Below are 19,108 nucleotides of genomic sequence, written 5' to 3'. Positions count from 1 at the left end.
GCATTATATTTCAGGCTTATGTTGGGGGTAAGGCATGACTGATATTTCAGCAAGACAGAAGAACATCCGCAATTTCTCGATTATTGCGCATATTGACCACGGGAAGTCCACACTGGCTGACCGCATTCTGGAGTACACTGGTGCACTCACTTCGCGCGAGATGCAAGAACAGGTACTTGATCAGATGGAACTCGAACGTGAACGCGGCATTACGATTAAACTTCAGGCGGTTCGTTTGACATACAAAGCCGATGATGGCGAGGAGTATCTGCTTAATCTGATCGATACACCGGGACACGTCGACTTTACGTATGAAGTATCTCGAAGTCTCGCAGCCTGCGAAGGCGCATTGCTCGTTGTGGATGCGGCGCAAGGGATCGAGGCACAGACACTCGCTAACGTGTATCTGGCACTGGATAACAATCTGGAGATTTTGCCAGTCATCAACAAAATTGACCTGCCAAGCGCTGATCCTGAACGGGTTAAGCAAGAGGTTGAAGATGTGATCGGCTTGGATGCAAGTGAAGCGGTACTGGCATCTGCAAAAGCAGGAATCGGGATTAAAGAGATTTTGGAGCAGGTTGTACAGAAAGTTCCTGCGCCAACAGGCTCTCCTTCCAATCCGCTTAAAGCGCTCATCTTTGACTCGCACTATGATCCGTACAAAGGTGTTATCATCTATTCACGTATCGTAGACGGCAAGATCAAAGCGGGTTCCAAAATCAAAATGATGGCAACAGGCAAAGAATTCGAAGTTATCGAAGTCGGCGCATTTATGCCACGTATGACGATTGTCGATGAGCTGAATGTCGGCGATGTTGGCTTTATCGTTGCCGGTATCAAAACAGTGGGCGATACGCGTGTCGGTGATACGATTACTGACGCGAAAAATCCGACGACCGAGCCATTGCCGGGTTATCGTAAAATTAACCCGATGGTGTATTGCGGTCTGTATCCGATCGAATCGTCCGATTATATCGATCTGCGTGAAGCGCTCGAAAAACTGCAATTGAACGATGCATCGCTTAGCTTCGAGCCGGAATCTTCCAGCGCACTGGGCTTTGGTTTCCGTTGCGGTTTCCTCGGTCTGCTGCATATGGACGTTATTCAGGAGCGGATCGAGCGTGAGTTCAACATTCCGCTGATTACGACAGCACCAAGCGTTATTTATCACGTTACACTGACGAACGGCGAAGTTGTCACGATCGACAACCCGTCGAACTATCCAGAAGTCGGTCGCATTGAGTATGTAGAAGAGCCTTATGTAAAAGCTTCGATCATCGTGCCAAACGACTACGTTGGAACCGTAATGGAGCTGTGTCAGAACAAACGTGGTGAGTTCATCAATATGGAATATCTGGATACGACGCGCGTAACGATTACGTATCAGGTTCCATTGTCCGAGATCGTATATGACTTCTTCGATCAGCTCAAATCAAGCACGAAAGGGTATGCTTCGTTTGACTATGAGCTGTCCGGCTATCGTCGTTCAAATCTGGCGAAAATGGACATTTTGCTTAACGGCGAACAGGTTGATGCACTGTCCTTTATCGTTCACCGTGATCGTGCGTATCAACGCGGACGCATTATTTGTGAGAAACTGCGCGAGCTGATTCCACGTCAAATGTTCGAAATTCCGATCCAGGCATCAGTAGGGACGAAAGTCGTTGCTCGTGAAACAGTTAAAGCGATGCGTAAGAACGTCCTTGCCAAATGTTACGGCGGTGACATCTCCCGTAAGCGTAAGCTGCTGGAGAAACAAAAAGAAGGTAAAAAGCGGATGAAGCAAGTCGGTAACGTGGAAGTTCCGCAGGAAGCATTTATGGCGGTACTACGGATCGACGATTAGCGTCAAATTACTTCATGTATCATGTGCTAACTGGCATTTCTATCGGTAGACGGAGCGGCATAGCTTTATCTACGATCATGATGCTGAGCTTCACTTTGATATGAAGCGACATGACGGCTACTATCGTTTTGCATAGGGAAGATGTCTAACTTGAACGTTACGATGATGTAGGCTCAGTTGCGTAGAAGCAGACAGGATGATGGATGATGCAGGGAAGGCTCAGCTATGAGCTTTCCCTTTTGTCCATTTGTCGTCGTATATAGGAATAGTGGATGAGTCGGGTGAACCTGCTGTGCTGGACACTTATAAGCCAGTGTATGCTTATGCGCTAAATTGTGCTCATATACTAAAGTAGGCTTATGTGCTAAAATGCGCGCATACATTAAAAGTAGGCTTATGTGCTAAAGTGCGCGCATACATTAAAGTAGGCTTATGCGCTAACGTGTTCTCATACACTAAAGTATGCTCATGCACTACAACATGCCTATACATGAACGTATAGTTTGCACTATTTTACAAGCTAAAATGATATGGTGTGAATGTGAACTACAGGTATATAAAGTTATCGTTTGCCGATGAGATCGATTCGCTGGCATAAGTATACGAAAGCAATAAATCGTAATCATAAAGATGAACAGTCCCCGGTAAGAGCCGGGTTTACAATAGACTGACGGGGAGGATACCGGTCATGAATCAACTGATAACTACAGACGCGCCCCGTGCAATATATGTACACATTCCGTTTTGCACGAATAAGTGCTTTTACTGTGACTTTAATTCTTACGTTCTAAAGGATCAGCCGGTTATGGACTATTTGCGGGCGCTGGATCGTGAGATGGAATATACGGTGGCTCAGACGCCACCAGGTGTGATTGATACGATCTTTGTAGGTGGAGGCACGCCTACGGTATTAAAACATGACGAGATGGAATATTTCCTGCAAAGCTTGCGTCGCCATTTCCCAAACTGGGCGGGTGATATCGAGTTTACAATGGAGGCAAATCCAGGTACAACAGATGCAGACAAACTGGCGATTATGAAGGCAGGCGGTGTGAACCGTGTGAGCTTCGGCGTACAGGCTTTTCAAAATGAGCTGTTAACGGGCATCGGACGTATTCACAATACAGACGATGTGTACCGCAGCCTTGAAAATGCACGCAACGTCGGTTTGACGAATCTATCGATCGACCTGATGTTTGGACTGCCGAATCAGACGCTGGATATGCTGTCCTATAGTGTAGACCGTGCACTGGAGCTGGATCTGCCGCATTATTCGATCTACAGCTTAAAGGTAGAAGAAAACACATTGTTCCATACGATGTTCCAAAAAAATCAGCTACCTTTGCCTGATGAAGAAGTAGAACTAGGCATGTACTTGCTGCTCATGGACAAAATGAAAGCAGCCGGATATGAGCAATATGAGATCAGTAATTTTGCTAAACCCGGCTTCGGCAGTCGCCATAATATGACGTACTGGCGCAATGAGGATTATTACGGTCTGGGCGCTGGAGCACACGGCTATGTGGACGGCAAACGTCATATTAACATCAAAGGCGTAAACCCATACAACGAAGCCGCAGCAAACGGCTTGCCCAGATTGGACGCATCCGAGATCGACCGCGATGAAGCAATGGAAGACTTTATGATGGTCGGCTTACGTATGCTAGAGGGGGTATCCAAAGCACGATTTGCTCAACAATTTGGCGGACAACAGCTGGATGACGTATTCCACAAACAAATCGCCCGTTTGCTTCGTGACGATCTGCTGGAACCAACCGAAGCAGGCTACCGTCTGAGCGAAAAAGGACTTTTGTTCGGTAATGATGTATTCGGCGAGTTTGTAGGTAGTTTGGTGCAGGAGCATGCTTGAGCGGTAGTGCATGGATGATCGTACCAGCGCAACATAGCTGAGCGTATACGTATAGCTAGATATTAGCGAATAGGTACTATTTTATACAATGAGATGGGCTATTGCTTAAGTGGAGCTAATTTTACGAAAAATTATCAAAATTATATAAGCAATCCATGATGCATAAGCCATGATATAGAAGTAATGATATACAGGCAACGATATAAAAGCGTTGTTCCTTATATAGGAGCAGCGCTTTTTTCGCTTAAATGGATTTCGAATATGAAGACGATAATATAAGAGAAGATGATATCAAAGAACGTACGTAGACTGTTCGGTTTGGTAAGAGTGGTATACGTATATTCTCATTTATTTCAGTAAGACATCACCTAACAGCATGAAATCGAATCATGAGAATTTACATATCAGATGGAAATAGAAATTCCACTCTGCTAAAAGTAGTACATTTAATCATTCTTTATAAATGAACTCTGGCAACTAACGAGTCTTTATAAATGAATTCTGGCTACGATACCTATCGAATAAGATATTTGGGATGGCTCTACAAAGAGTGTACGAATCAATGAATTAAAACGGAATTAAAGGTTCACATCATATATAGTACATAGTCTTCATTTCGAACTACTAATCTATACATCTAAACTCGAAAGTGAGTCGAAACTAAATAATTCTTTTCATCTGCCGATAAATTAGAATGTTAAAGCTAATCAAGTATTCTACTTCAACTATGAGTTAGATTTTTAAATTAACGAGCAATACAGCAAATCACATCATACATCTACCCTCATACATACGATAAAACAAACTCACTCCACCAACCACATTACATTTCAACTGATCCCGTTAACAAATCGCTAGCTGTATAAAATACACTCTAATCCGTATGAAACCAACACGATCCACTTACGAATCATTCGAAAAATGAGCGTTAAAATAAACATTACAAACCTACATTTTCCCTATATACCGCGCGGCTTCAGCTACAAAAAATTCAAACGAAAATTTAACATATTTTTTTCTATAAATTCTATTGAATTTTCATTTGCTGTGTTGTATATTTATACGTATTCATTTAACAATGATGTGACATTGTCGGTTATTCAATTCATCCATAGTTTACAAAATTAACATTGCGCAAATAAACGAAGAGGTAGACGGAGCCCTGAACATACCCAAGGACTGATCCGCAACGCCGCAACGAGGAGGAACGTATTCATGTATGCTGTAGTAACTTGCAGAGCAGCCGTACCCGAAGATGTAGAACCATTGTATCAATTAATCGCAGGTTATGCTGAGCGAGGTATCATGTTGCCGCGTTCCCGTGAGGCGCTGCATCGGCAACTGCAACATTTTGTCGTAGCTGAAATTGACGGTGAGCTGGTAGGTTGTGGCTCACTGTGCAAGCTTGGAGAAGAACTGGTCGAGATTCGCTCGCTGGGTATTTCGGAAGGACATAAAGGACAGGGCATTGGTTCCAAGCTCGTCGATACATTGATCGAGCATGCGGCACAGCGCAAATTGCGTAAAGTGATGGCGTTGACGTATGAAGTGTCCTTTTTCAAAAAGAACGGTTTTGAAGTGGTTGAGACGAGCATTTTTCCTGAGAAGGTATGGGCAGATTGCCGTCATTGTCCGAAGCAAGATCGCTGCGATGAAATTGCGGTATTGAAGGTGCTGGATATTTAATCCGAAACGAAGCCTTCTTTTCTATATCGTCTATATTCTTTTCTATATCATCTATCACTTGAGAATAAAGTCGATTGCTCGCTAGTAGAGGGGCAATCGACTTTTTGTATGAGCAGAGAGTAAAAAGGATATCAAATAAGTGTATTAATAGCATAACCATGTAAGAAGCCGTATCCCAATAAAAGCTTGCAAAATAAAATCTAAACTCTATAATATAGTTAGATAATCTAATCATATAGACAAAGGATGGATTTCGATGGTTCGCAAGCATATTAACTATGGCAAGACACCTGATCCATCGCTACCGCGACTTGGGAGTGAAGCGTATAACGAGCTATGTCAGCAAACTGCCGCAACGCACACGTCCGTTTCAGCTGCGCAGCTCGGTCTGTTGATGTTATGGAACAGCGATCATGTGCTTGACGTCATGGATGATGCGCTCGCACCGTATGATATTAGCGAGAGCAAGCTGGATGTGTTGATGCTCATTCGATTGCATGCAGGTCAGCATGATGTGACGGCATCCGAGCTTGCCCAGCGATTGGGAATACGTAAAGCATCGGCGACCATTTTGTTAAATGGACTGGAAAAGAAAGGCTGGATCCATCGTCAGCAAAGTCAGCAGGATGGACGGAAAAGCTTTATTCATTTAACTACAGCGGGCAAGCAACTGCTGGATCATGTATTGCCTGAATTCTGGCAAGCATGTGCTTCCTTAGTCGACGGATTGGATGAACAGGAACGTCAGGTGCTGCATAAGCTGATGCTTAAATTTAATACACATATCGAGAATCGGTTAGGCTCAGGTAGATAAGTAGCCGATTTTCGAATCGGTTTTCTGCGATACAGTTATTTTTTTGTATAAATGATTAGATTATCTAACTATAATAAAGAGGAGAATCGATATGTCGATAGTTCGTGATCAGATTATATTGAATGAAACGCAATACAGATGGAGAACTTGGCTACTCGCCTGGAGCGGTTTGATTGTCATGTGCAGCTTATATGTGACGATTCCACTAAACACTTTATTTGCATCGCAGTTTAACGTGTCTGCTTCTATCGCTGCTCTAAGTAGCAGTATATTTTCAATCTGTTTTGCCTGTGGTTGTCTCCTATATGGCGCAATTGCTGATAAATACGGTCGCAAACGCGTTATTTTGCTCGGTATGCTCGGTCTGGCTTTATTTACACTTGCCGCAAGCTTAGTGCATCCATTTCCAATGTTTATTGTATTACGTGCCTTACAGGGATTAACCGCTGCTACCTTTTCTCCAGTTATTCTTGCTTATATTGTATCGGTGTTCCCTGCCCAGCATCGCGTGACAGCGATTGGCTTTGTTAGCACCGGATTTTTGCTGGCAGGCATTGTAGGTCAGGTCGTTGCTGGATATATTGGCACACATGATGATTGGCATGATTTATTTTTAATGTTTGGCTGTCTGTATAGTATAACCGCCTTATTGCTCTGGAGATTTTTGCCGGGTGATGCGGCTGGGCAGCCAGAGCTGAATGTGTATGTGTATATGAAGCAAATCAAGCATGTTATTTTACAAAAGGGTTTATTGCTAAGTTATGTGGTCGCATTGGTGCTACTGACTTCTTTTATCGTGATGTATGCGATATTGAATCATCAGTTGCAAAGTGTTACTTATGGACTGAATGAGCAGTCGATCTTGTGGATTCGAATTGCAGGTATCGCGGGCATGATCTGTGCACCGCTGGCTGGGATCATTTCGCAAAAAAGAAGCTCATGCTTTACATTGCTACTCGGATTGACGACGAGTATGCTCAGTCTTATCATGATGGCGGTCTCTGTAGCTCTGCCACTGCTAGTATTGTTCAGTGTATGCGCTGTAGCTGGCATCGCGATTAGTGTACCCGCACTCGTATCAATTGTAGGACAGCTGGGGTTGCAGCAGCGAGGTATTGCTGTTTCGTTGTATACATTTGTACTGTTTGTCGGAACGGCATTTGCCCCATTTTTATCGATGCACTTCATCTCGCTACAGAGCGGTATGCTAGCTTTTGGTAGCAATGCATTGCTACTGCTGCCTGCGATACTAGCGACACTTGTTATTCGTCTGCCGAAGTAAGAGGGAGTGTAGTCTATGGCAAGCATGTAAGCACATAGATGAATTTCAAATTGAGCACTGGAAAAATACCAAACTGACTTGACAATAAAGTCGTCGATTTGGTATTTTTGTATTAACCGTTAGCACTCAACTCGAACGAGTGCTAACGAAAGCGATACACAGGTGTAATTTTAGATGCCACTGATATGTAGGGATGGCATAGGTAGTGTACAGGCGATCTATAACAGGACGTTGTAGCATCGCTCTTTGCAAGGCACTCAAAGGGAGGGAGCCTCATGTTAACCGAGCGTCAACAAATGATTCTGAATGCAATCGTAGATGATTATATTCGTTCGGCAGAGCCTGTCGGGTCCCGTAGCATCTCCAAGCGTGGCGATGTGAACTATAGCCCGGCGACGATTCGTAATGAAATGGCGGATCTGGAGGAGCTAGGCTTTCTTGAGCAACCGCACACGTCGGCTGGACGTATTCCTTCTAACAAAGGATATCGTTATTATGTCGATCATCTTACGCCGGTGCATTCGGTGAAGCCCGCCGAGGTCAAAGAGCTGAAACGCTTTTTCACCGAGCAGCTTAGCGCTGCTGAGCAGATGATGCAGCATGCAGCTATGGTATTGTCGCATGTTACCAATTATACGTCCATTTTGCTAGGACCGGAGGTATTCCATACCTCATTACGTCATTTCCAACTGTTACCGCTGGAAGATCAGAGTGCAATTGCCATTATGGTCACAAGCACAGGACAGGTGGAAAACCGCAAAATCCGTATTCCGGATCATGTGTCTGCCTCCGAATTGGAGCAGACGGTCAATCTGCTGAACAGTCGATTGATTGGCGTACCTTTATATAAACTCAAAACACGTATTTTTTCTGAAATTAGCGAAGAAATGCAGCGTCATCTTGAGCATTATGAAGAGATGATGACTGCGCTGGATGGTGCATTCGGTCAGGAGCAAGAACAGAAAATTTTCCTGAGTGGTGCGACCAATATGCTGATTCAACCAGAATTCCGCGATATGGATAAGGTGAAGAGCATTCTTGACCTGCTGGAAGAGACGCCAACGTTGACCCGGTTAATGACCGAGGCAGCAGCGCCACAGGGCATTCAGGTGCGGATCGGCGCAGAGAATGCGCATGAAGCATTTGAAAATTGCAGCTTGATCACTGCTACCTATGAGCTGGATGGCGAATCACTAGGTACTATTGGTATACTAGGACCGACGCGAATGGAGTACGGACGGGTGATCGGCATTCTCAATATGCTCTCACACGATATGACGCGTATTCTGAAGCAATGGTATCGTTAATTCATTGTTCTCTCTAACATGTAATATGATTCGCTGATTGGATCGACCCGTACTTGCGGTAATGATTACTTTGACTGCGTCCGACTGTGTCTTGATTGCACTCCAGTTGCTGGATGACACGGGCACAGTGGCGGACGCGACGATGCATCTATTTTAAGGAGGTGAACAATCTTGAATAAAGAGCAATCCTTTCAAGAAAACAATAACGCTGAGGAGCAGATTCCGGTGCAAGAAACCGAAGCTGCTGAAGCGGTAAACAATAACGAACCAACCGAAGCAGGGAGCGATACGGCTGAGCCGACGACCGAACAAGTCGTAAGCAAAGACGAGTTGGATCGCGCTCAGGCACATGCCGAAGAGCAAACCCAGCGCCTTTTGCGTGCACAGGCAGACTTTGATAACTTCCGTCGCCGTACACAAAAGGAAAAAGAAGATCTGGCGAAATATGCATCCGCACAGCTCATCACCGAGCTGATTCCGGTTATCGATAATTTTGAACGCGCGATGATGACCAAGCCTGATCATCCAGAGCTTGAGTCTTTTTCCAAAGGCGTCGATATGATTTTCCGTCAGCTGTCGGATGTGCTGAAAAATGCAGGTCTGACTACGATGGAAACGGTAGGTCAACCGTTCAATCCTGAATTCCATCAAGCGGTTATGCAGGTGGAGTCGGATGAATATGAAGAAGGAATCATTGTGGAAGAACTGCAAAAAGGCTATGCGCTGAAAGATAAAGTGCTGCGCCCGGCTATGGTTAAAGTTAGCGGCTAGTTAGCGTGACATGATCCACAATAGAAAGCTTGTAGCATGTGAATTACGACTATAAATGATCAATAACTTTACATTATGAGGAGGATATTTAAGGATGAGCAGAGTAATTGGTATCGACTTAGGTACAACGAATTCATGTGTAGCAGTAATGGAGGGCGGCGAGGCTGTCGTTATTCCTAACCCGGAAGGCGCACGTACAACCCCTTCTGTAGTTGGTTTCAAAAAAGACGGCGAGCGTATCGTTGGTGAAACAGCGAAACGTCAATCGATCACGAACCCGGATCGTACCATCAGTTCGATCAAACGTCATATTGGTACAGACTACAAAGTACAAATCGACGACAAAAATTACAGCCCACAGGAAATCTCCGCGATGATCCTGCAAAAGCTGAAATCCGATGCAGAAGCTTATCTCGGTCAAACGGTAACACAAGCGGTTATTACTGTACCTGCTTACTTCAATGACAGTCAGCGTCAAGCAACAAAAGATGCGGGTAAAATCGCAGGTCTGGAAGTACTGCGTATCGTCAACGAGCCAACAGCAGCAGCACTGGCATACGGTCTGGAAAAATCCGAAGATCAAACGATTCTCGTTTATGACCTCGGTGGCGGTACATTTGACGTATCGATTCTTGAACTGGGCGATGGCTTCTTCGAAGTTAAAGCAACTAGTGGTGACAACCATCTTGGTGGTGACGACTTTGACCAGGTCATCATCGATTACCTCGTAAGTGAATTCAAAAAAGATCAGGGCGTAGACCTGAGCAAAGATAAAGCAGCCGTACAACGTCTGAAAGACGCTGCTGAAAAAGCGAAAAAAGAACTGTCCGGCGTAATGACAACAACGATTTCGCTGCCATTTATTACTGTTGTTGACGGCGTACCTCAGCATCTTGAGGTGAACCTGACTCGTGCGAAATTCGAAGAACTGTCTGCTGAGCTGGTAGAGCGTACACTGGCTCCAACTCGCCGTGCTATTCAAGACTCCGGTCTGAGTGCAAGCGAGATTGACAAAATCGTTCTTGTTGGTGGTTCCACACGTATTCCAGCCGTGCAGGAAGCGATCAAAAAACTGACGGGTAAAGAGCCTCACAAAGGCGTGAACCCGGATGAAGTGGTAGCGCTTGGTGCTGCGGTTCAAGCGGGCGTACTGACTGGTGATGTTAAAGACGTCGTTCTGCTCGACGTAACTCCACTGTCCCTCGGTATCGAGACAGCGGGTGGCGTATTCACTAAAATGATCGAGCGCAACACAACGATCCCAACAAGCAAATCCCAGGTGTTCTCCACCTACGCGGATAACCAGCCTAGCGTAGAAATTCACGTCCTGCAAGGTGAGCGTGAGATGGCTGCTGGTAACAAAACACTCGGTCGCTTCATGCTGGGCGATATCCCTGCTGCACCACGTGGCGTACCACAAATCGAAGTTACTTTTGACATCGATGCGAACGGTATCGTTAACGTATCCGCAACAGACAAAGGTACAGGTAAGAGCCAGAAAATCACGATCACTTCTTCCAGCGGTCTGAGCGATGACGAAGTAGAACGCATGATGAAGGACGCTGAGCTGCACGCAGAGGAAGACCGTAAACGTAAAGAAACGGTTGAAGTGAAAAACAGCGCCGATCAACTGATCTATCAAGTGGAAAAAACGATTAAAGATCTGGGCGAAAAAGCGGATGCAGGCGAAGTCGAAAAAGCGAATGCTGCGAAAGACAAGCTGAAATCTACACTGGAAGGCGAAGATGTAGAAGCGATCAAAGCCGCTACAGAAGAACTGAACACGGTAGCACAGGCACTGGCTGTGAAGCTGTATGAGCAAGCAGCAGCGGAAGAACAAGCAGCAGGTGGAGCCGACCAATCCGCTCCGAAAAACGACAATGTCGTGGACGCTGAATACGAAGTGGTCGACGAAGACAAAAAAGATTAATTTATATATCATTATCTGAACTTTTGGAACTGGGAAGGTCAAAGCCGGGGCATCCCGTGCTTTGACTTTCATTTTTTATGTCTGCATGGTATAACGGCATAGTGAGTCATACGATCGGAACTCTATATGTTCATACCTGATAATCAGGCAAAACATACATGAATCGTTGAAGCACTGGATCAGACAAATACGTAGATTAGCGATATGAACAGGACAAAGCTAATCCGAATGAGCGAGTGGAGGTGGACCAATGGCGGATAAACGCGATTATTATGAGGTGCTTGGCTTAGGCAAAGACGCTTCTGAAGATGAGATTAAAAAGGCATACCGCAAGCTGGCACGCCAGTATCACCCGGACGTGAATAAAGCGGACGATGCGGAAGCGAAGTTTAAAGAAGTAAAAGAAGCGTATGATGTACTCAGCGATTCGTCCAAACGGGCACAGTACGATCAATATGGACATATGGATCCGAATCAAGGCGGCTTTGGCGGCGGTGGCTTCTCTGGTGGCGGTTTTGGCGATATTTTCGATATGTTCTTTGGAGGTGGCGGCAGACAGCGTAACCCGAACGCGCCGCAGCGCGGGAACGATCTACAGTACACGATGACACTGGAGTTCAAGGAAGCTGTATTCGGTAAGGATACAGAAATTACGATTAATCGTACCGAAAATTGTGATGTGTGTAATGGTAGTGGTGCCAAACCGGGTACACAGCCGAAGACGTGTTCGGTCTGTCATGGCTCTGGACAGGAAGAAGTGGTGCAAAACACACCATTTGGCCGTATGGTCAATCGTCGTAGCTGTTCGAACTGTGGCGGTACAGGTACGATCATCGAAGAGAAATGCGGCAATTGTAACGGTGCGGGCCGCGTGAAAAAGCAGCGCAAAATTCGCATTAACATCCCGGCAGGTGTGGACGATGGTTCACAAATGCGCGTAAACGGTGAAGGGGAAGGCGGTATGCGTGGAGGCCCTCCAGGTGATCTGTATATCGTATTCCGTGTGAAAGAGCATGATTTCTTCCAGCGTGAAGACGATGATATCTACTGTGAGATTCCGCTTACGTTTACCCAGGCAGCGCTTGGTGATGAGATCGAAGTGCCGACAATGACGGAAAAAGTGAAAATCAAAGTTCCGGCAGGTACACAGACGGGTACGTATTTCCGTTTGAAAGGTAAAGGCGTTCCGCGTCTGCGTGGTACCGGACAGGGCGATCAGCATATTAAAGTCGTTGTGGTAACACCAAGCAATCTGACGGACGACCAGAAGGATTTGCTTCGTCAGTTCGGTTCATTAAGCGGCGAGAACACGCATGAAAATGAACAATCGTTTTTTGATCGTGTAAAACGTGCTTTTCGCGGAGATTGAGTGAATTGCGGCAACAGCTCGCGAATGTACAGCTCGTTCATTTAACATAAACACTGGAGCAGCCCGGTTCTGGCATAGAGCCGGGCTTTGCTCTGTGACAAGACATGATAAGCAGGAATATTTTCTGAAACGTTATCGTGCTCGCTAGCTTGCCGATCATGATGTCAAGAGGTGCTGAGTAGAGCAAGACCGGTCGTCCGTACATATGGATAGGTAGATATACGGGCATCCCGATGTGTGAACGAAGGTGTTATTGATGAATGAGAGCGTGAGCAGCAGAAGTTTTTGAACTGCATGGCTTATCTGTAGTACAATGAAGCGAAATGCAAACTGGGCGGCTGGATGAAAGCCCAACAATGATCAGGAGGAATGTAATCATGTTATGGCATGAATTAACGATACATACAACCGAGCAGGCGATCGAAATGATCTCTAACTTCCTGCACGAAGCAGGCGCAGGTGGGGTGACGATTGAGGAATCGGGTACGCTGAATAAGGAGCGTGACACGTCCTATGGACAGTGGTACGAGCTGCCGCTGAACGATATTCCAGAGGGAGAAGCAGTCGTTCAGGGCTATTTTGCCGAAGAAACGGATATGACGACGCTATCTGATGAAGTCGCAGGCCGTATCGCCCAGTTGAAGGAATTTGGCATTGATGCCGGTGCGGCTACGATGTCTGTACGTACAGTGGATGAAGAAGATTGGGCAGATGCGTGGAAAAAGTATTTTAAACCACTGCGTGTGTCGAAACGTCTGACGATCAAGCCAACATGGGAAGACTACACACCGGAGAACGAACAGGAACAGATTATCGAGCTTGATCCGGGAATGGCATTTGGTACAGGGACTCACCCGACGACATCGCTTTGCCTGCGTACACTGGAAACGGTCATTCACGGCGGTGAAGAAGTGATCGATGTCGGTACTGGCTCTGGGATTCTAGCGATCGGTGCAATCAAGCTCGGTGCGAAAAGTGTGCTGGCACTTGATCTCGATCCGGTGGCGGTATCCAGCGCACGTGAGAATACGAAGCTTAACGGATTAAGTGACCATATCCATGTATATGAAAGCGATCTGCTGTCTGTATTAAAGGCGGAGGGGCAGGAAGCTGCGAATGCATTGAATGTTACATTACCGGTGCAGGTCGTCGTCGCGAATATTTTGGCAGAGATTATTTTGCTGTTTATCGATGACGTGTACAATGCATTGCGTCCGGACGGCGTGTATATCGCTTCCGGTATTTATAAAAATAAAGAAGATTCGGTACGCGAAGCGCTGGAGGCTGCTGGCTTCGAAATCGAGGGTGCGCATCGGGATGAAGACTGGATCGCCTTTGTCGCGAGAAAGAGGTAAGTATGGATTTTTTGAATCGAATTTTATTTGTTAACCTGGATGTATTGCCATTTTATGTGATGGCACTGGTGATTGGGTTTACAGTGCATGAGTTTTCTCACGCCTATTTTGCTAATAAATTCGGTGATCCAACGGCGAAAATGCTCGGTCGGGTCACATTAAATCCAGCAGCACATATCGATCTTTTCGGTATGATCCTGCTACTCATTGCTGGTTTTGGCTGGGCACGTCCAGTGCCGGTGAATCGCGCGAACTTTGATCGTCCGCGTCTGATGAGCATTGTCGTTTCAGCGGCTGGTCCGGTCAGTAACTTGATCGTCGCGCTCTTAACGGCGATTATCTATTATGCGCTGAATTACTTTGGGGTGATCGGCTCATTTGCAAACAATCGGATCGATATCGCTATTTATACATTTGTGCAGTATATGATTCTGATGAACTGCTTCCTGTTCATTTTCAATTTGATTCCGCTGCCGCCACTGGATGGGTATCGGGTTTTGAGCGAGCTGCTGCCACCGCGTATTAGTGCGAAGCTGCAAGGGTTGGAGCAATGGGCATTTCTGTTGTTCCTGCTGGTCGTATTTTTACCGCCGCTGAAAATGTACACCATTCAGCCGTTGTATGAGCTGGCAGGCGCCTTATCCGGCAGTTTCTATAGTCTCGGCAATTTACTATTTGGACGATAAATGTTTCTATTCATTCAAGGGATCAAAGATCTATATCCGAGATGTAACCCAAGCTTAAAACGTATTAAAATGAAATGATTTGCATTAGCTTTTCCTAAAAAATACCAAACAATCTTGATTGTTGACTTCAGGCCGATATTCGGAATAGATCCGAATATCGGCTTTATTGTATGTTCATGAACTTCATGAAGATCGTCGCTATCCTTGTGGTTAAGCCATTCTTCCATTCATGTAAGCGCTTAAAAACTAAAAAGGGCAAATATGAACAATTGTTGAACTTTTTGCGCCAGTTTGATTTTATTAAAATGGATAAACGCGTCGTCTATCAGGGTAATGAAGAAAGAGGATGACGGCCGTTGTATGAAGATTAAGTGAAGTCGGCTGCATCGCTTGACAGCAACTATCGTCTAGTATGATAATGGTTCTCAGATTATAATTATTCTAATTACACATTGGAGTAATTAAAAAATCATTGGATAATGGGAGGAATTTTATTATGTCTCTGATCGGTAAAAAAGTAGAAGCGTTTAACGCAAAAGCATTTCACAACGGTGAATTCATCGACGTGTCCGAACAAAACTTCCAGGGTAAATGGAGCGTAGTATGCTTCTATCCTGCGGATTTCACATTTGTATGCCCAACCGAACTGGGTGACCTGCAAGATCAATACGCTACACTGAAAAGCCTGGGTGCTGAAGTATATTCCGTATCGACAGACACTCATTTCACGCATAAAGCATGGCATGATCATTCCGATGTGATCGGTAAAATCGAGTACACGATGATCGGTGATCCATCCCAACGCATTTCCCGTCTGTTTGAAGTTCTGGACGAAGAAGAAGGTCTGGCACAACGCGGTACATTTATCATCGATCCAGATGGTATCGTACAAACGGTAGAAATTAACGCTGACGGTATCGGTCGCGATGCAAGTACACTGGTGGACAAAATTAAAGCCGCTCAATACGTTCGCAACAATCCGGGTGAAGTTTGCCCTGCAAAATGGAAAGAAGGCGCTGAAACATTGAAACCAAGCCTGGATCTGGTTGGTAAAATCTAAGCGATTCTTTTTGAACGATTCGATAAATTGAAGCTAAACGTCATTCACGTTTACGTGTAAGGAGCATAAAGCAAATGGCATTAGATGCAGAAATGAAAGTCCAATTGTCGCAATACTTGCAATTGCTGGAAAGCGACATCGTTCTGAAAGTTAGCGCTGGCGATGACAAAGCATCTCAAGAAACGCTGGAACTGCTGGATGAGCTGGCTGCCATTTCCTCGCGCATCACGGTCGAAAAAGCAACCCTTGAACGCACACCAAGCTTTAGCGTAAATCGTGGACAGGAGGACACCGGTGTTGTATTTGCCGGTGTTCCGCTTGGACACGAGTTCACTTCGCTGATTATGGCGCTGCTTCAAGTAAGCGGCCGTGCGCCTAAGGTAGATGACAGCCTGATCGCTCAAGCTAAAGCGATTCAAGGCCAGTACAATTTTGAATCGTATGTAAGTCTGACGTGTCATAACTGTCCTGACGTTGTGCAGGCGCTAAATATTTTGAGTGTACTGAATCCGAACATCCGTCATACGATGGTCGAAGGCGGCGCATTCAAGCACGAGATCGATAGCAAAAATATTATGGCTGTACCTACGGTGTTCCTGAATGGTGAGCCATTTGGCAACGGTCGTATGTCGCTGCAAGATATTTTGAGCAAGCTGGGTGCAGGTCCGAATGCAGATGAACTAGCGAACAAAGAAGCATATGATGTGCTTGTTGTTGGCGGCGGTCCGTCCGGTGCCAGTGCAGCGATCTATGCAGCTCGTAAAGGTATTCGTACCGGTCTTGTAGCTGAACGCTTTGGCGGACAGATTATGGATACGGTCGGTATCGAAAACTTTGTCAGTGTGAAATATACCGAAGGTCCTAAGCTTGCAGCCAGTCTGGAAGAGCATGTAAAGGAATACGGCGTAGACATTATGCCATCCCAACGTGCAAAGCATCTGGCTAAAAAAGATCTCGTTGAAGTCGAACTGGAGAACGGGGCTATACTTAAAAGTAAAACCGTCATCCTGTCGACAGGTGCACGCTGGCGTAATATCGGCGTACCGGGTGAAGAAGAGTTTAAAAACAAAGGTGTTGCCTACTGTCCGCACTGTGATGGCCCTCTATTTGAAGGCAAGCGTGTAGCGGTCATTGGTGGCGGCAACTCCGGCGTTGAAGCTGCGATTGACCTGGCTGGTATCGTAAAGCATGTCACGGTGATTGAATTTGGTGCTGAGCTGAAAGCGGACTCCGTATTGCAGGAGCGTCTGTACAGCCTGCCTAACGTAACAGTTGTCAAAAATGCACAAACGAAAGAAATCACAGGTACAGATACCGTTAACGGTATTACGTATGTTGATCGTGATTCACTCGAAGTGCATCATGTAGAGCTGGAAGGTGTATTCGTTCAGATCGGTCTGGTGCCTAACACCGACTGGCTGAAAGATTCGCTCGAACTGACTCGCATGGGTGAAATCGTGACAGACAAGCATGGCGCAACAAGCCTGCCAGGCGTGTTCGCTGCTGGCGATTGCACCGATAGTGCGTATAAGCAGATCATTATCTCGATGGGTTCGGGCGCAACCGCAGCGCTGGGCGCATTTGATTACATGATCCGTAACTAATTGAACAATTGAATCTCTGGCGCTTAGCCGGGGATGAATAAAGCCCTTTTCGATCTGGCATTTAGCTGGGTGGAGAAGGGTTCTTTGTTTTGTAGGCGGATGTTGACCCTGATATCATGATATAATGTTAAAAAGTTTAGCTTGAGAGGAAGGATGTGATGCCTATGCCTTACCAATCTAAAGTTAAACGTGCAGTAGGTCTGGCAAAATCTAAACGGAGCACTCCATTGCGACATCATCGATATATTTCTATGCGATCTTCTCTATTGGATCGAGATTTTCTAAGCATTCATGCGCCTTTGTCCAAGACGAGTGCTAAAGAAGTCCGCGCCTATATTCAAGAGCTACGAAAACAAAACAATCAATGGTTGAACCACAAATTGATCATTAAGCATGTCTACATGAAAAGCATTGTCCCGATGGCGACAGTGCTTTATTTATTTCATCAGTAACTAGAGTTTGGCGTGCCAGTTTTATACATAGCTAAACGATCATGTATTGTGTCCATATCATGGGCTGATCTCTGTACAAATTGCGCCAAAACTCTAGCCCTCGCTGTCTAAAAGTTGTATCATAAGGTTTCAGGGTTCATGTTCCAACCGAGAATGTGCGGTAGGATTGTCGAGAAGTCCGGCTGGTTCACACGGTCGGGCTATTTGAATGCGAGGCGCAGGTCTGGTAGCCTTGGAAGATGAACAAGTTCAGGAATCATATGTTGATCCTATGCATAGAAAGTGGATGAGTGATGCAGCGATATTTTGTACCCGTAGCGCAGTTTAGTGAACACAGCGTAACAATTACCGGTGAAGATGCCCGGCATATTATAAAAGTAATGCGTTCCGAGGAGGGCGACGAATTTATCGCCTGTGATGGAGCGCAGTTAGATGTACTCGCTGCAATTGAAAGTATGGAAGATGGTATCGTCACCGCGCGCATTGTCGAGCGACTGGAACAGCTTTCCGAAGCTAGAGTGCACGTCACGATCGCACAAAGTTTGCCAAAGGGCGATAAGATGGAAACGGTGATCCAGAAGTGTACAGAGCTAGGTGCAGCTGCATTTGTTCCTTTTCTATCCGCGCGTACTGTGGTGCAATACGATTCGCGTAAGGAAGAGAAGCGTCTGCAACGCTGGAGTAAAATTGCCAAAGAAGCGGCAGAGCAAAGTCATCGTAGCCGTATTCCGGTGATTGGGCATCCTCTGAGCTGGAAACAATTACTCGCTTCGCTGGCACAGTATGATCTGATCTGTTTTTGTTATGAAAAGGAAAGTGGAAGTCAGCTTCGCGATGTTGTTCAACCTTTTGCAGCCAGTCTGAAGCAGCGTCAGCATGGTGAACAGCCTGTGCGTGTACTGGTTGTCGTAGGGCCAGAAGGTGGCTTTACCGAGCAGGAAGTGGAGACGGCAGAGCAACATGGAGCGGTATCGACCGGACTCGGACGGCGTATTTTACGCACCGAAACGGCAGCGATGACCGCGCTGGCTTGTATTATGTATGAAACCGGAGAAATGGGAGGAATTTAAATT

General features: G+C 45.8%; 14 protein-coding genes. All 14 read left to right on the top strand.

Translation table 11 applies throughout. The features are described from left to right. Nucleotides 1-34: 34 nt before the first annotated feature. The 14 genes from lepA to AAHF22_RS14325 all read left to right on the top strand — a co-directional run bounded on the left by lepA (nucleotide 35) and on the right by AAHF22_RS14325 (nucleotide 19,105). A complete protein-coding gene (lepA, locus tag AAHF22_RS14390; protein WP_347325715.1) occupies nucleotides 35-1,849 on the top strand; it encodes a translation elongation factor 4 in 1,815 nt (604 codons plus the stop codon). 688 nt (nucleotides 1,850-2,537) lie between these two features. Further along, nucleotides 2,538-3,719, top strand: coding sequence for a radical SAM family heme chaperone HemW (hemW, locus tag AAHF22_RS14385; protein WP_347325714.1), 1,182 nt, complete (start codon nucleotides 2,538-2,540; stop codon nucleotides 3,717-3,719). A gap of 1,215 nt (nucleotides 3,720-4,934) precedes the next feature. Beyond that, nucleotides 4,935-5,405: an N-acetyltransferase gene (locus AAHF22_RS14380; RefSeq protein ID WP_347325713.1), complete on the top strand. Its 471-nt coding sequence runs from the start codon at nucleotides 4,935-4,937 to the stop codon at nucleotides 5,403-5,405. Between the two features lie 256 nt (nucleotides 5,406-5,661). Next, nucleotides 5,662-6,219 (top strand): MarR family winged helix-turn-helix transcriptional regulator, encoded by a 558-nt coding sequence (locus AAHF22_RS14375; protein ID WP_347325712.1) that lies wholly within the window; start codon nucleotides 5,662-5,664, stop codon nucleotides 6,217-6,219. A gap of 91 nt (nucleotides 6,220-6,310) precedes the next feature. Next, the gene (locus tag AAHF22_RS14370) at nucleotides 6,311-7,501 is read left to right on the top strand and encodes an MFS transporter (protein WP_347325711.1); all 1,191 of its coding nucleotides are present in this window, start codon (nucleotides 6,311-6,313) and stop codon (nucleotides 7,499-7,501) included. A gap of 275 nt (nucleotides 7,502-7,776) precedes the next feature. Beyond that, nucleotides 7,777-8,808, top strand: a complete 1,032-nt coding sequence (hrcA, locus tag AAHF22_RS14365; protein WP_347325710.1) for a heat-inducible transcriptional repressor HrcA — start codon at nucleotides 7,777-7,779, stop codon at nucleotides 8,806-8,808. A gap of 171 nt (nucleotides 8,809-8,979) precedes the next feature. Next, a complete protein-coding gene (gene grpE, locus AAHF22_RS14360; RefSeq protein WP_347325709.1) occupies nucleotides 8,980-9,579 on the top strand; it encodes a nucleotide exchange factor GrpE in 600 nt (199 codons plus the stop codon). A 94-nt stretch (nucleotides 9,580-9,673) separates the two neighbouring features. Beyond that, nucleotides 9,674-11,509, top strand: coding sequence for a molecular chaperone DnaK (dnaK, locus tag AAHF22_RS14355; RefSeq protein ID WP_347325708.1), 1,836 nt, complete (start codon nucleotides 9,674-9,676; stop codon nucleotides 11,507-11,509). A gap of 250 nt (nucleotides 11,510-11,759) precedes the next feature. Continuing rightward, complete coding sequence (dnaJ, locus tag AAHF22_RS14350) at nucleotides 11,760-12,878, top strand: molecular chaperone DnaJ (protein ID WP_347325707.1); 1,119 nt, start codon at nucleotides 11,760-11,762, stop codon at nucleotides 12,876-12,878. A gap of 377 nt (nucleotides 12,879-13,255) precedes the next feature. After that, nucleotides 13,256-14,233, top strand: a complete 978-nt coding sequence (prmA, locus tag AAHF22_RS14345) for a 50S ribosomal protein L11 methyltransferase (protein ID WP_347325706.1) — start codon at nucleotides 13,256-13,258, stop codon at nucleotides 14,231-14,233. A 2-nt stretch (nucleotides 14,234-14,235) separates the two neighbouring features. Then, nucleotides 14,236-14,919, top strand: a complete 684-nt coding sequence (locus tag AAHF22_RS14340) for a site-2 protease family protein (RefSeq protein WP_347325705.1) — start codon at nucleotides 14,236-14,238, stop codon at nucleotides 14,917-14,919. 496 nt (nucleotides 14,920-15,415) lie between these two features. Continuing rightward, nucleotides 15,416-15,979 carry an alkyl hydroperoxide reductase subunit C gene (gene ahpC / locus AAHF22_RS14335; protein WP_188776335.1) on the top strand — a complete coding sequence of 188 codons (564 nt, stop codon included), beginning with the start codon at nucleotides 15,416-15,418 and terminating at the stop codon, nucleotides 15,977-15,979. 74 nt (nucleotides 15,980-16,053) lie between these two features. Then, on the top strand, nucleotides 16,054-17,583 hold the full coding sequence (gene ahpF, locus AAHF22_RS14330; protein WP_347325704.1) for an alkyl hydroperoxide reductase subunit F: 1,530 nt from the start codon (nucleotides 16,054-16,056) through the stop codon (nucleotides 17,581-17,583). 745 nt (nucleotides 17,584-18,328) lie between these two features. Next, nucleotides 18,329-19,105, top strand: a complete 777-nt coding sequence (locus AAHF22_RS14325) for a 16S rRNA (uracil(1498)-N(3))-methyltransferase (protein ID WP_347325703.1) — start codon at nucleotides 18,329-18,331, stop codon at nucleotides 19,103-19,105. Nucleotides 19,106-19,108: the final 3 nt, after the last annotated feature.

This window comes from Paenibacillus wenxiniae (genome assembly GCF_039822605.1).
Taxonomy (GTDB): Bacteria; Bacillota; Bacilli; order Paenibacillales; family Paenibacillaceae; genus Saccharibacillus; species Saccharibacillus wenxiniae.
The sequence above is the reverse complement of the archived record's forward strand: the minus strand, read 5'-3'. Positions and strand labels throughout refer to the sequence as shown.